The 13,227-nt window shown below is 71.7% G+C and carries 12 protein-coding genes; 6 read left to right on the top strand and 6 right to left on the bottom strand.

The genetic code is table 11. The features are described 5' to 3' along the window. The first annotated feature begins 70 nt into the window (after positions 1-70). The gene (locus ADY59_RS33670; protein ID WP_049570940.1) at positions 71-1,429 is read left to right on the top strand and encodes an FAD-binding oxidoreductase; all 1,359 of its coding nucleotides are present in this window, start codon (positions 71-73) and stop codon (positions 1,427-1,429) included. Between the two features lie 6 nt (positions 1,430-1,435). Continuing rightward, positions 1,436-2,695 (top strand): SAM-dependent methyltransferase, encoded by a 1,260-nt coding sequence (locus ADY59_RS33665; RefSeq protein ID WP_049570937.1) that lies wholly within the window; start codon positions 1,436-1,438, stop codon positions 2,693-2,695. Here the strand turns inward: ADY59_RS33665 and ADY59_RS33660 are convergent, their stop codons facing one another. Next, positions 2,696-3,505: an alpha/beta fold hydrolase gene (locus ADY59_RS33660; protein ID WP_049570934.1), complete on the bottom strand. Its 810-nt coding sequence runs from the start codon at positions 3,503-3,505 to the stop codon at positions 2,696-2,698. It lies immediately after the preceding gene. Positions 3,506-3,659: 154 nt separating this feature from the next. Here ADY59_RS33660 and ADY59_RS33655 point away from each other — a divergent pair, with 154 nt between their 5' ends. After that, the gene (locus ADY59_RS33655) at positions 3,660-4,790 is read left to right on the top strand and encodes an FAD-dependent oxidoreductase (protein WP_049570931.1); all 1,131 of its coding nucleotides are present in this window, start codon (positions 3,660-3,662) and stop codon (positions 4,788-4,790) included. 6 nt (positions 4,791-4,796) lie between these two features. On the opposite strand, the gene ADY59_RS33650 is transcribed toward ADY59_RS33655, so the two are convergent. After that, positions 4,797-5,660, bottom strand: coding sequence for an NAD(P)-dependent oxidoreductase (locus tag ADY59_RS33650; RefSeq protein WP_231619017.1), 864 nt, complete (start codon positions 5,658-5,660; stop codon positions 4,797-4,799). Positions 5,661-5,766: 106 nt separating this feature from the next. On the opposite strand from ADY59_RS33650, the gene ADY59_RS33645 reads away from it, so the two are divergent. After that, positions 5,767-6,093 (top strand): winged helix-turn-helix transcriptional regulator, encoded by a 327-nt coding sequence (locus tag ADY59_RS33645; protein ID WP_049570925.1) that lies wholly within the window; start codon positions 5,767-5,769, stop codon positions 6,091-6,093. Here the strand turns inward: ADY59_RS33645 and ADY59_RS33640 are convergent. The 3 genes from ADY59_RS33640 to ADY59_RS33630 all read right to left on the bottom strand — a co-directional run bounded on the left by ADY59_RS33640 (position 6,090) and on the right by ADY59_RS33630 (position 9,896). Further along, positions 6,090-6,623, bottom strand: a complete 534-nt coding sequence (locus tag ADY59_RS33640; protein ID WP_442937763.1) for an AAA family ATPase — start codon at positions 6,621-6,623, stop codon at positions 6,090-6,092. The genes ADY59_RS33645 and ADY59_RS33640 overlap by 4 nt on opposite strands. 285 nt (positions 6,624-6,908) lie before the next feature. Further along, on the bottom strand, positions 6,909-8,234 hold the full coding sequence (locus ADY59_RS33635; protein WP_049570921.1) for an extracellular catalytic domain type 1 short-chain-length polyhydroxyalkanoate depolymerase: 1,326 nt from the start codon (positions 8,232-8,234) through the stop codon (positions 6,909-6,911). A gap of 126 nt (positions 8,235-8,360) precedes the next feature. Next, a complete protein-coding gene (locus ADY59_RS33630) occupies positions 8,361-9,896 on the bottom strand; it encodes a long-chain-fatty-acid--CoA ligase (RefSeq protein WP_049570918.1) in 1,536 nt (511 codons plus the stop codon). A 139-nt stretch (positions 9,897-10,035) separates the two neighbouring features. On the opposite strand from ADY59_RS33630, the gene ADY59_RS33625 reads away from it, so the two are divergent. Both ADY59_RS33625 and ADY59_RS33620 read left to right on the top strand, forming a co-directional pair. Beyond that, positions 10,036-11,577, top strand: a complete 1,542-nt coding sequence (locus tag ADY59_RS33625) for a GMC family oxidoreductase (RefSeq protein ID WP_049570917.1) — start codon at positions 10,036-10,038, stop codon at positions 11,575-11,577. A gap of 4 nt (positions 11,578-11,581) precedes the next feature. Then, positions 11,582-12,424, top strand: coding sequence for an alpha/beta fold hydrolase (locus ADY59_RS33620; RefSeq protein WP_049570914.1), 843 nt, complete (start codon positions 11,582-11,584; stop codon positions 12,422-12,424). Here the strand turns inward: ADY59_RS33620 and ADY59_RS33615 are convergent. Further along, positions 12,396-13,227, bottom strand: an 832-nt coding sequence (locus ADY59_RS33615; protein ID WP_049570911.1) for a methyltransferase domain-containing protein, incomplete at its 5' end; no start/stop codon positions are given. The two genes, ADY59_RS33620 and ADY59_RS33615, sit on opposite strands and share 29 nt — an antisense overlap.

Genomic DNA, 13,227 nt, shown 5'->3' with positions numbered 1-13,227 from the left:
TGTTCCGGGGTGTTCCGGAGAGATACGGTCTTGTCGACGATCTCTACCGGCTCAAGGGGGTGCTTGCGTGATGACGACGATGTCCACACACCGGCGGGCAGTAGAGGACATCCGGCGGTCCTACGCCGAGATCCCGGGTGACGCCGCGCCGCGCCTGGCCAAGGCCACGTCCAACCTGTTCAGGTTCCGCGACTCGGGCAAGACGGCCAAGCTCTCGGCACGTGACCTCGACGAGGTCATCAGCGTCGACCCCGAGACGATGACCGCCGAGGTCCAGGGCATGACCACCTACGAGCACCTGGTCGACGCCACGCTGCCGCACGGTCTCATGCCGTACGTGGTGCCGCAGCTCAAGACGATCACGCTCGGCGGGGCGGTTACCGGGCTCGGCATCGAGTCCACCAGCTTCCGCGACGGCCTGCCGCACGAGTCGGTCGAGGAGCTGGAGATCCTCACCGGCGACGGCCGTGTCGTCGTCGCGCGCGCGGACAACGAGCACAGCGACCTGTTCCGGGCGTTCCCCAACTCCTACGGCACGCTCGGCTACGCGCTGCGCATCCGGATCAAGCTCCGCAAGGTCGAGCCGTACGTGCACCTGACGCACATCAGGTTCACCGACGCCGGCAAGTGCATGCTCGCCATGCAGGAGATCAGCGAAAGCATGGTCCACGACGGCGAACGGGTCGACTTCGTGGACGGGGTCTTCTTCGACCCGCAGGAGATGTACGTGACGGTCGGCCGGTTCTCCGACCGTGCCCCGTACGTCTCCGATTACACCGGCATGCGCATCTACTACCAGTCGATCCGCAAGCGCAACCGCGACTGGCTGACCGTCCGCGACTACCTGTGGCGCTGGGACACCGACTGGTTCTGGTGCTCGCGCGCGTTCGGCGTGCAGCAGCCGGTGGTCCGCTCGCTGATGCCGCGCCGGTGGATGCGCTCCGACGTCTACCGCAGGCTCGTCGCCCTCGACCGCCAGTACGGGGTGACCGCCAGGATCGACCGGTGGCGCGGCCAGCCGGTGCACGAGGCGGTCATCCAGGACGTGGAGGTCCCGGTCGAGCGCGGTGCGGCGTTCCTGGAGTTCTTCCACGACAAGGTCGGCATGACGCCGGTGTGGATGTGCCCGCTGCGCGCGGGCTCGCGCTGGCCCCTCTATCCGCTGGAGCCGGGCAAGCTGTACGTCAACTTCGGCTTCTGGGGCATGGTCCCGCTGCCCAGGGGCCAGTTCGACGGCTACTACAACCGGCTGATCGAGAACGCGGTGCACGAGCTGGACGGGCACAAGTCGCTCTACTCGACGTCCTTCTACGCCCGCGAGCAGTTCTGGGAGCTGTACAACGGGGATGGTTACTGGCCGGTCAAGCGGGAATACGACCCGGGCGGTCGCCTGCTCGACCTGTACGACAAGTGTGTACGGGGAAGGTGATGGCAGATGGCTCTCGCGTCCATCTTTGAGAAAATCGTCGGCTCTGACGCCAACATCGCGTTCATGGCCTATGACGGCACCAAGGCGGGGCCCGACGGCGCCGACATCGCGATCGAGGTCAAGTCGCCGATCGCGGTGGCCTATCTGGCCCAGGCTCCGGGTGAGCTGGGCCTGGCAAGGGCGTACGTCTCCGGGCACATCGACGTGCACGGCGACCTCTACACCCTGCTCGACCGCATGTGGAACATCACGACCAACGACCTGACCACCGCCGAGAAGATCGCCGCGGTCCGGTCGCTGGGCGTCAAGCCGCTGCTCATGCGGGTGCCGCCGCCGCCGCAGGAGATGCGCCAGAGCACGCTGGCCCGGCTCGGCTCGCGGCACGCCAAGCAGCGTGACGCCGAGGCGATCCACCACCACTACGACGTGTCCAACCGCTTCTACCGCTGGGTGCTCGGCCCGTCCATGGCCTACACCTGCGCCGCCTTCCCGGAGGAGTCCTCCACGCTGGAGGAGGCGCAGTTCGCCAAGTTCGACCTGGTGGCCAGGAAGCTCGGCCTCAAGCCCGGCATGCGGCTGCTCGACGTCGGGTGCGGGTGGGGCGGCATGGTCATGCACGCGGCCGAGCACTACGGCGTCAAGGCCATCGGGGTGACGCTCAGCAAGCAGCAGGCCGAGTGGGCGCAGAAGGCCATCGCCGACGCCGGGCTGCAGGACCTGGCCGAGGTCCGCTACATGGACTACCGCGACGTCACCGAGTCGGGCTTCGACGCGGTGAGCTCGATCGGCCTGACCGAGCACATCGGCGCGGCCAACCTGCGCTCCTACTTCACCTTCCTCAACGGCAAGCTCAAGCCGGGCGGCCGGATGCTCAACCACTGCATCACCCGGCCGACCGGCACCGAGAAGACGTTCAACAAGGGCGGCTTCATCAACCGCTACGTCTTCCCCGACGGCGAGCTGGAGTCGGTGGGCACGCTGATCCGGCACATGGAGGACCTCGGCTTCGAGATCCGCCACGAGGAGAACCTGCGCGAGCACTACGCCAAGACCCTGCGCGGCTGGTGCGACAACCTGGACGCCAACTGGGCCGACGCGGTGGAGGAGGTCGGCATGGGCACCGCCCGCGTGTGGGCGCTGTACATGGCCGGCTGCATCGTCGGCTTCGAGCGCAACAAGGTCCAGCTCCACCAGGTGCTCGGCGTCAAGCTGGACCGGGAGGGCCGTTCCGGCATGCCGCTGCGGCCCTCGCGCGACTGGCCCTGATCAGCGGTCCAGCACTTCGTGCAACGTCTTGGCGAACTCGGCCGGGTGCGTGAGGAAGCCCACGTGCCCGCCGGGAAACTCGGCGATCTCGATGCCGAGCCGCTCCGCCAGGATCACCCCCGTCCGGTGGCCGGGGGTGTGCCCCGTCTCGGCGCCGCTCGCCAGCGTGAACGGGCCCTGGCGCAGAGCCTCCTCGTCCGGCAGGAAACGGGTGAACGAGCGCAGCTCGTAGCGGATGCAGAACTCCAGGTTGGCCGCCATCCGGGCCAGCATCGCCGCGACCGGGGCCGGCAGGGCGGGATCCGGCTCGGGCGGGGCCGGCACGCCCAGCGCCTCGCTCAGCCGCAGCACCGCGGGCGCGAGGCCGTCGCGGTCGAGGATGTCGACCACTTCGGCGAAGATCGCCCGCCAGCGCGCCGCGTCGGGTAGCAGCTCGGTCAGCAGCGGCTCGTGCGCCACCAGCGCCCGCACCTGTTCGGGCCGCTGCGCGAGCAGGTGCATGCCGACCATGCCGCCGTAGCTGTTGCCGAACACGTACGCCGGCTCGGCCGTCAGCGCGCGCACCAGGAGGTGGGCGTCGCGGGCGTGCTCGGTGAGCCGTTGCTCGCCCGCCGGTCCGGCCAGGCGGCTGCGCGAGTTGCCGCGCGGGTCGTAGGTGATGACCGTGTAGTGGTCGGCGAGTTGCTGGGCGAGTGGCGCGTACAGGCCGGCGTCGCCGTCACCGCCGTTGATCAGCAGCAGGACCGGGCCCGCTCCGCGCACCTCGTAGTAGAGCTCGGCGCCGGGCACCGCCAGCGTGCCACTGTCCATCGTTGCCTCCCCGTGATTGGCCGTCCACGTTCTGATCGTCCGCGGAGGCCGGGACGTTTCCATCGATGCCAACAGTCGTAGGCCAACATGTGTTGACTTACGCGGCCACGCTGTCTAGCGTTGTGCCTACAAGCGTTGGCAACAGGAGGAAGCCATGAACGTCCTCATCGTCGGAGCCGGCCCCGCCGGCCTCACCGCGGCTCTGGTGCTCACCCGGCGCGGGCACGCGGTGACCATCGTCGACGCGCAGGCCGAAGGCGCCAACACCTCGCGCGCCGCCGTGGTGCACGCCCGCACGCTGGAGCTCCTGGAGCCGTACGGCGTCGCCGCCGCCCTGGCCGGGCGCGGCGTCCGCGCGTCCCGCTTCACCATCCGCGACCGCGACCGGCTGCTGGTGCCCGTCCCGTTCGGCGACCTGCCCACCCGCTACCCGTACACGCTGATGATCTCGCAGGCCGACACCGAGGCGTTCCTGCTGGCCCGGCTGGAGGAGCTCGGCGGCAAGGTGCTGCGCCCGGTCACCCTGACCGCCCTGGAGCAGGACGCCTCCGGCGTCACCGCCACCCTCGGCGACGGCCGGCGGCTGCGCGCCGACTACCTGATCGGCGCCGACGGCATGCACAGCACGGTACGCGACCAAGCCGGCATCCCCTTCGCCGGAGGCACGTACGCCGAGTCGTTCACCCTCGCCGACGTGCGGCTGAGCGGCGGCGTCCCGCACGACGAGGTCATCCTCTACTTCTCGCCCGCCGGGCTGGTCGTCGTCGCGCCGCTCCCCGGCGGCCTGCACCGCATCGTGGCCACCGTCGCCGAGGCGCCGCACGAGCCGGACACCGCCTTCGTCCAGGCGCTGCTCGACGCCCGCGGCCCGGAGTCCGCGCCCGCCGTCGTGCACGAGGTCGTGTGGGGCTCGCGCTTCCGCGTCCACCACCGCGTCGCCGGCACCTTCCGCCGGGGGCGCGTGCTGCTGGCGGGCGACGCCGCGCACGTGCACTCCCCGGCCGGCGGCCAGGGCATGAACCTCGGCATCGAGGACGCCGTCACCCTCGCCGAGCTGCTCTCCCGCGTCCTCGACGGCGAGCCCGACGCTCTCCTCGACACCCACACGGCCACCCGGCGGCCCGTCGCCCAGCGGGTCGTCGCGCTGGCGGGCCGCCTGACCCGCCTGGCCACCGCCCGCGCCGCCTGGCGGCCGCCGCGCAACCTCCTCCTGTCGGCGGCGGGCCGGGTCCCGGCCGTGCGCCGCCGCCTGGCCTGGCAGCTGTCCGGCCTCGACCGCCGCTGACCGGCCTCACCCCGTCCTGATCATCTCGATCAGCGCCGAGATGCTGTGCTCGCCGTGCCCCGCCGCCACGGCCCGCTCGATCAGGTCGTGCATGGGCGCCTGCCAGGAGACGTCCACGGGCGCCTCGTCGCCGAGCCGGCGCTCCTCGTCCAGGGACGCGTGGAAGAGCTCGATGGCCGAGGCGGGCTCGGTGTAGTCGCCGGTGTCGATCTCCTCCGCCAGAGCCGGCAGGACGGACCCGATCATCTCCAGCCATTTGACGGAATAGGGGACCAGCGTGCGTGCCTCCAGGCCCCGGGCCGTCACCAGCGCGGCGCCCTGCAGGAAGCCCAGCAGCGCCGGCAGCAGGATGCCGCCGACCGCCGTCTCGTACAGCGCGGCCAGGTCAGGCTCGGCGCCCAGATGGACCGTGTCGCCGCCCAGGGCCCGCAGCGTCGCCTCGTGCTCGTCGAACGCCGCCTTGTCGCCGCTGTAGTACAGCAGCGTGTCCGGCCCGCCCACGGCGGCGGGCACGTTCTTCACCGCCCCGTCGAGGAAGCCGGCGCCGTGCCCGGCGGCCCAGGCCGCCATGTCGCGCGCCGAGGCGGGAGCACCGCTGTTGAGGGTGACCAGCGTGCGCCCGGCCAGCGCGCCGGCGGCCGGTTCCAGGGCCTCGCGCGTGGCGGTGTAGGTGGTCAGGCAGGCGACGACGAGCGGGCTCGCGGCGACGGCGTCCACGACCCCGGCCGCGTGCGCGGCTCCCCGGGCCACCAGGGGCGCCGCCTTCGCCGCGGTGCGGTTCCATACGGTCGTCCGGTGCCCGGCGCCGGCGAAGGCCCCGGCCAGCGCCGCGCCCATCGATCCCAGTCCCAGAACGGTCACCGCGCTCATGTGTTCTCCCATCGGTTGATCAGCTCACATGCTGGCCTCCTTGCTGACAATTGTTCAAGTACCTACAATTTTGCCAGGTACTGACATAAAAGTAAGTGAGGCACTGATGACCCGGACGTTCACCTGCGGGCTCGACGCCGCCATCGCCGTCATGGGCGGCAAGTGGAAGGGCCTGATCCTGTTCGCGCTCCACGAGGGCCCGGTGCGGTTCGGCGAGCTGCGGCGCGCGGTGCCCGGCATCAGCGAACGGGTGCTGATCCTGCAGCTCAGGGAGATGGAGGCGAGCGGCCTGGTGCATCGCGAGGTCTATCACCAGGTGCCGCCGAAGGTCGAGTACTCCCTGACGGACTTCGGCCGGTCGCTCAACACCGCGCTCATGCCGCTCGGCACCTGGGGCGAGGAGCACCTCGACCGCATCGAGGCCCTCTTCTAGCCGCCCGCCTGACCCAGCGCGCGGATCACGAACCGGGCCCGCTCCCCGACGCTCGCCCGGGGCAGGGTGACGAGGTCGTAGCCGTACTCCTCGTACGCGGCCACGCAGGCGGCGTAGGTGCGCTCGGCCTCGTCGAGGTCCTGCTTGCGCTCGGCGTCACGCTCGTAGATCTCCGGCCACGGCGGCGCCGCGAACGCCCGGCCGTAGCGTACGGTCGCGGCGGCGGCGCGCACGTGCGGCGGGACGGGGCGGCCCGACAGGGCGAGGTAGGCGGCGACGTCCACCACACCCCGGTCGAACAGCACCGTGCCGTCGGCGGGCGCCTCCCGGTAGGAGCGCAGGTCCCACGAGAGCATCAGCTCCGCGAACAGCCCGGGGTCGGCCCACGGCAGCGCGGGGCCGCCGACGGCCACCTGCTCCCGGATGATCGCCCGGCCCGCCTCCGGCATGGCGGCGAACCCGTGATGGCGCAGGGCCTCGATGAGCGTGCTCTTGCCGGAGCCGGGGCCGCCGGTGATGACGACGAGCATCGCACAACCGTCCATTCATCTGTGCATGCGGATCCGTTCGCTGCGGCAGCCGGCGTTCCTCATCCCGACGGCCCTGGCCGGGCCTCAGCCACGGGATCGTCGCCGACGTCGGGCGCGCCGGGCGGCCGGCATGCCACACCGAGGTGGCGTTTCCGAGGGTGGCGTGAGCGAGCTCGAACGCCGCCGCTTCCGGCGATGCTACCAGCGCCGCTCTCCGGCGGGGCGGAGGGCGGCGCCGGTGCTGGGCGACATCGTGGCCCGGCTGTGGCCGGGCTGGTGGCGCGGTCAGGCGGTCGTGCAGGGGGTGCCGTTGAGGGTGAAGGCGGACGGCTCGGCGGTGTTGCCCGAGTGGGTGGCCTGGAAGCCGAACGAGGCGGACGCGCCCGGCGCGATCGTGCCGTTGTAGGAGACGTTGCGCGCCGTGACCTGGCCGCTCGACGGGGACAGCGTGGTGTTCCAGGCGCCGGTGACGCTCTGCCCCGACGGCAGCGTGAACGCCAGCGACCAGGCCGAGACCGGGGCGGAACCGGTGTTGGCGATGGTGACGGCCGTGGTGAAGCCGGTGTTCCAGGTGTTCATCGTGTAGGTGACGCGGCACTCGCCCGGCGGCGGCGTCACCGTGGGGGTGACCGTGGGGGTGATCGTGGGCATCACCGTCGGCGTGACGGTCGGGGAGGTCGTCGGCCCCGGACCGGCCAGGCCGAGGAAGTCGATCGTGGCCCCGGCCATCCCGCTCACCGGCAGGTTGTGCCCGACGCCTTGCAGGCTGACGGCCTCGACCGGGACGTTCGTGCCGGTGCCGCCGTACCTGGTCCTGGTCCAGTTCGCCTGCGGCTGGTCGGTACGGCTGGGCGTCTGGCTCAGGCCGTGGACGTTGGTCCACTGCTTGATCTGCTCCTGGAAGTTGGGGTAGCGCAGCGTGCTGTCCTCGGTGCCGTGCCAGATCTGCATGCGCGGCCGCGCGCCGGTGTAGCCCGGGTAGGCCGCGCGCACCAGGTCGCCCCACTGCTGCGGCGTGCGGCTGATCTGGCCGTTGGCGCAGGCGCTGTTCCAGCTCGACCCGTCGGTGGTGGCGAAACAGGCGAACGGCACGCCCATGTACGACGCCCCGGCCTCGAACACGTCCGGGTAGGCGCCCAGCAGCACGTTGGTCATCATGCCGCCGGACGAGGCGCCGACCGCGTAGGTGCGGCCGGGGTCGGCGTTGTAGCGCTGCTCGACGTACCGGACCATGGACACGATCCCGACGGGGTCGCTGCCGCCGTCGTGCCGCAGCGCCTGCGGCGAGGAGACGTCGTAGCAGGAGCCGCTCCTGGTCGCCGACGGGTAGATGACGATGAACTTGTGCCGGTCGGCCAGTGAGGCGAACTCCGTGCCGGAGTAGAACGCCGGCCCCGACCCCGTGCAGTAGTGCACGGCCACCAGGACCGCCGGTCGGGCGCCGACGCCGTCGGGCACGTAGAGATGCATGCGCAGGCCGGAGGGGTTCGTGCCGAAGCCGGTGACCTCCGTCAGCTGCGCCGACGCTGCCGGTGGCGCCATGACCAGCGCCCCGGCGGCGATCGCGACCGCCGCCGCCACCGCGCCCGCGATCCGGGATCTGATGCTCATCGAGTTCCTCTCCCTCGAACAGAAACATTTCGAGTGTGGACAGAAAATTTCGATGGAGCAATGCCCGCAGGCCGCTGCCCCCCTGGCGTGCAGCTAGGAGGGCAGCGGGGGATGAAACTTTCGGCGTCAGCGCAGTTCGCGCTTGAGGATCTTGCCCGTCGCCGTCATGGGGAGCGCGTCGCGGAACTCGACGACGCGCGGGTACTTGTAGGCCGCCATGGCCTCGCGGCTCCAGGCGATCAGCTCGTCCTCCGTCAGCGACGCCCCCGGGGTGCGGATCACGTACGCCTTGATCTCCTCGCCGTGGGAGTCGTGCGGGACGCCGACGACGGCGGCCAGCGACACCCCGTCGTGGGTCATCAGGACCTCTTCCACCTCGCGCGGGTAGACGTTGAAGCCGCCCCGGATGATCATGTCCTTGGCCCGGTCGATGATGGAGTAGTAGCCGTCGGCGTCGCGGGTGGCGATGTCGCCGGTGCGGAACCAGCCGTCGCTCATCACCTCGGCCGTGGCCTCGGGACGGCCGTAGTAGCCCTTCATGACGTTGTGGCCGCGGATGGCGATCTCGCCGGGGCCCTCACCCTCGACGGTCTTCCAGTCGGAGTCGACGAGCCGCATCTCCACGCCCCAGATCGGGGTGCCGATCGTGCCCGGCTTGGTGGGCCGGCCGAGCTGGTTGAAGCTGGCCACCGGGGAGGTCTCCGACAGGCCGTAGCCCTCCAGGATCGGGATGCCGAAGGTGTTCCGGAAGTCCTTGAGCACCTCGACAGGGGAGGCCGAGCCGCCCGCCACGGCGATCCGCAGCGTGGTCGGGGCCTCGGCGCCGTCCGCGTGGATCTTCGTGAGCATGGCCCAGTACATGGTCGGGACGCCGGCGAAGAACGTGACCCCTTCGCCGCGCATGAGGCCGAGCGCCTCGCCGGGCTCGAAGCGCGGCATCAGCACCAGCGTCGCGCCGCGCATGAAGCCGGTGTTCATGACGACCGTCTGGCCGAAGGAGTGGAACAGCGGCAGCACCGCCAGGTAGGTGTCGCCGCCCTCGGTGCGCGGGAACATCTTGTCGTTGACCATGACGTTCATCAGCATGTTCTGGTGGCTGAGCTCGGCGCCCTTGGGCCGGCCCGTGGTGCCGGAGGTGTAGAGGATGACGGCGGTGTCGTCGGCCGCGGTCTGCACGGTCTCGAACTCGCCGGACATCCCGCCGAGCGCCGCCCAGAACGACTCGCCGTACTCGGACTCGGTGGCCAGCGGCGTGGCGGGCAGCACGAAGAAGTGCTCGCACCCCTCGGCGGCCTCGAAGCCGGCCTTGCCGCGCTCGCCCAGCGGCAGCTCGGGGGTGCCCTCGAAGCAGAACAGCGCCTTGGCGTCGCTGTCGTCGAGGTGGTAGGCGATCTCCCGCGACTGCAGCAGCACGTTGAGCGGCACCACGGTCGCCCCGGCCTTGAGGATGCCGAAGTAGACGAACGGGAAGTAGGGCAGATTGGGGCAGGCGATGGCGACCTTGTCCCCCCGGCCGATGCCGCGTGACACCAGCAGGTTGGCGACCTGGCAGGCGACCGTCTCGATCATGGAGTACGGCAGGCGCATCTCCCCGAAGACGATCGCGGTGCCGTCCGGGGTGGTGCGCGCGCTGTCCTCCAGGACGCTCGACAGGTTGAGCATGCCTTCCTCCCTCATCCATGGCCTGGGCCACATCCTGTCAGCCAGAGCATACCGACCGGTAGGTAACAGAGGTCACAAGTATGTATGGACGCGCCCCGCCGCCTGGAGTAAGCAATAACCACATCACTGAGGAGTGGCCATGGAGTACGACTACGTGATCGTCGGAGCCGGTTCCGCCGGGTGCGTGCTGGCCGGCAGGCTGTCGGCGGACCCCGCGGTGACCGTGGCGCTGGTCGAGGCCGGGGGCAAGGACGACAAGCTGGAGATCCGCATGCCGGCGGGTTTCGCCAAGCTGTTCAAGACCGGCTACGACTGGGACTACACCACGGCCAAGCAGGGCGAGATGGCCGGGCGCGAGCTCTACTGGCCGCGTGGCCGGGTGATCGGCGGCTCCTCGTCGATCAACGCCCAGATGTGGGTGCGCGGCTGCGCGCTCGACTACGACCAGTGGGGCGTCCCGGGCTGGTCGTACGAGGACGTCCTGCCGTACTTCACCCGGGCCGAACGCCGGGTCGGCAGCAACCATGGCGGCGTGTACGGGACCGACGGGCCGCTTCTCATCTCCGAGCTGCGCAGCCCGAACGTCACCACGGCCGCGTTCCTCAGGGCCTGCGAGGAGCTCGGGCTGGAGCGCTCCGCCGAGATCAACGGCCACGTCAACGACGGCTACGGCCCCACCCCCGTCACCCAGGACCGCGGCCGGCGCTGGAGCGCCGCCGACGGCTACCTGCGCCCGGCGCTCAAGCGCCCCAACCTCACCCTGATCACCGAGGCGGACGTGAACCGCGTCGTGTTCGACGGCAGGCGCGCCATCGGCATCGAGCACAGCGGCGGCGCCCTGATCAGGGCCAGGCGGGAGGTCATCCTGTCGGCGGGCGCCATCGGCTCGCCCTACCTGCTCCTGCGCTCCGGCGTGGGCGCGGCCGACGAGCTGCGCGACGCCGGGATCCCCGTCGTCCACGAGCTGCCCGAGGTGGGCAAGAACCTCCAGGACCACCTGTCGTCCGGCGTGTTCGTCAGCTGCAAGCAGCCGGTCACGCTGACCAAGGCGGAGTCGCTGGGCAACCTGCTGCGCTACATCGTGCTGCGCTCCGGCATGCTCACCACGAACGTGGGCGAGGCCGTCGCGTTCATCCGCACCACGCCCGCCGAGCCCGCCCCGGACATCGAGCTGGTCTTCGCGCCCGGCCCGTTCATCGACCACGGGCTCACCCCGCCCACCGGCCACGGCCTGACCGTCGGCGTCATCCTGCTGCAGCCCGAGAGCCGCGGCCGGATCGGGCTGAACGGCCGCGAGGTGCTCATCGACCCTGGCTATCTGACGAGGGAGGCCGACGTGAAGCGGCTGGTCGCCGGGCTCAAGGTGGCCAAGCAGGTGTTCGCCAGCGCCGCGATGAAGCCGTACGCGGGCGGCCCGATGGCCCCCTACACCGCGCCCGAGAGCGACGACGAGCTGGCCCAGTGGGTGCGCGACCGCGGCGAGACCCTCTACCACCCGGTCGGCAGTTGCCGGATGGGCGTCGACGAGGACTCGGTCGTGGACCCGTCGCTGCGGGTGCGCGGCCTCGACGGGCTGCGGGTCGTGGACGTGTCGATCATGCCGACGCTCAACCGGGGGCACACGCACGCCCCGGCCGTCATGATCGGCGAGAAGGCCGCCGACCTCATCGCGGCGGGCTAGTCCCATGGAGATCAGGACGGTTCACGCCAACGGGGTGGAGTTCGCCTACCTCACCGTCGGGGAGGGGCCGCTGGCGCTGTGCCTGCACGGCTTCCCCGACACCGCGCACACCTGGCGCCACCTGATGCCCGCGCTCGCCGGGCACGGCTACCGGGCGGTCGCGCCGTTCATGCGCGGCTACGCGCCCACCGAGGTCCCCGCCGACGGCGCATACGAGGGCGACGCGCTGGCCGCCGACGTGCTCGCCCTGCGCGAGGAACTCGGCGGCGACGACTCGGCGGTGGTCGTCGGGCACGACTGGGGCGCGTTCCCCGTCTACGCGACGGCCGACCGCTTCCGGGCCGCCGTCACGCTCGCGGTGCCGCCGCCGGGCGTGCTCGGGGCCGGGTTCCTGCGTTACGAGCAGCTCAAGCGGTCGTTCTACGTGTTCCTCTTCCAGACGGGGCTGGCCGAGGCGGTGGCCGCCGCCCCCGGCTTCCTGGAGGGGCTGTGGGCGGACTGGTCACCCGGTTACGACGCGAGCCACGACCTGGAGCTCGTCCGCCGCAGCCTGCGCGACCCGGCCAACCTGTCGGCCGCCATCGGCTACTACCGGGCCATGCTCGGCACCACCCCGCCTTCCGGCCGCCACCCCTCGGCCGGGGCCGCCGCCGCCACGCCGATCCTGTATCTGCACGGCGAACGCGACGGCTGCCTCGGCGCCGACCTGGTCAAGGACGCCGCGGCCGAGCTGCCGGCGGGCTCCCGGGCCGAGCCGGTCGCCGACGCCGGGCACTTCCTCCACCTGGAGCGCCCGGCGGTGGTCAACGACCTCGTCCTCACCTGGTTCGGGCCCGCCCGGGGGTGAGGACGGCGAGCTCCGGATGGCGGCCCGACAGGCTCACGCGTACGGTCTCCCGCACGGTGAAGCCGTCCGGGAGGCCGTCGTGAACCAGGGCCACCACGAGGCCGTCCGGGGCCAGGACCCGGCGCACCTCCCGCCACAGCCGGCCGGGGTCGCGTGCCAGCAGCCCCGCCGGAGGCACCTGACGGCCCCACGGCGGGTTCACCAGCACCCGGTCCACGCCGCCGTCCGCCACGGGGATCCGGCCCCCGTCCGCCACGCCCCAGGCGAGCCGGTCTCCCGCGCCGGCGGTGGCGGTGAGCATGCGGGCGGCGTTGGCGTCGGCGGCGGCGACCGCGGCGGGGGCGTGGTCGAGCCCGAGCAGGCGGGCGCGGGGCGCGAGCGCGTACGCCTCGATCAGCGTCGTGCCGGCGCCGCAGCAGGGGTCGAGCACCGCGCGGGCCTCGCCGAGCCGGGCGAGCGCCGCCATGGCGGCGGCGAGCGGCGGATGCAGGGTGCCCCGGACCGACCCCAGCTTGTACGGCCTGCGGTGCAGCGGGCGGGGCGAGGCGCGCAGGGCGATGACGGCGCGCTCGCCCTCGATCGTCACCCGCCACGCCAGGCACCCGGCGGGCGGCACCGCGCCCCCGGCGCGTGAGTGGTACGGCAGCCGCAGCCGCCTGCCCAGCTCGGCTCCGACCGCGTCCTCGATCTCGAACCGCGTGTAGGCGCGCCGCCCGACGAACGTCGCCGACACCTCGACGCCGTACGCCCCGACGCCGGGCGTCTCACGCTTGGGCGCGGGGGGGGGGGGGGGGGGCAGGGGG

Origin of the sequence: Nonomuraea sp. SBT364 (assembly GCF_001083785.1) — a bacterium.
Lineage (GTDB): Bacteria > Actinomycetota > Actinomycetes > Streptosporangiales > Streptosporangiaceae > Nonomuraea.
This window is presented reverse-complemented; position numbering and strand designations above follow the sequence as displayed.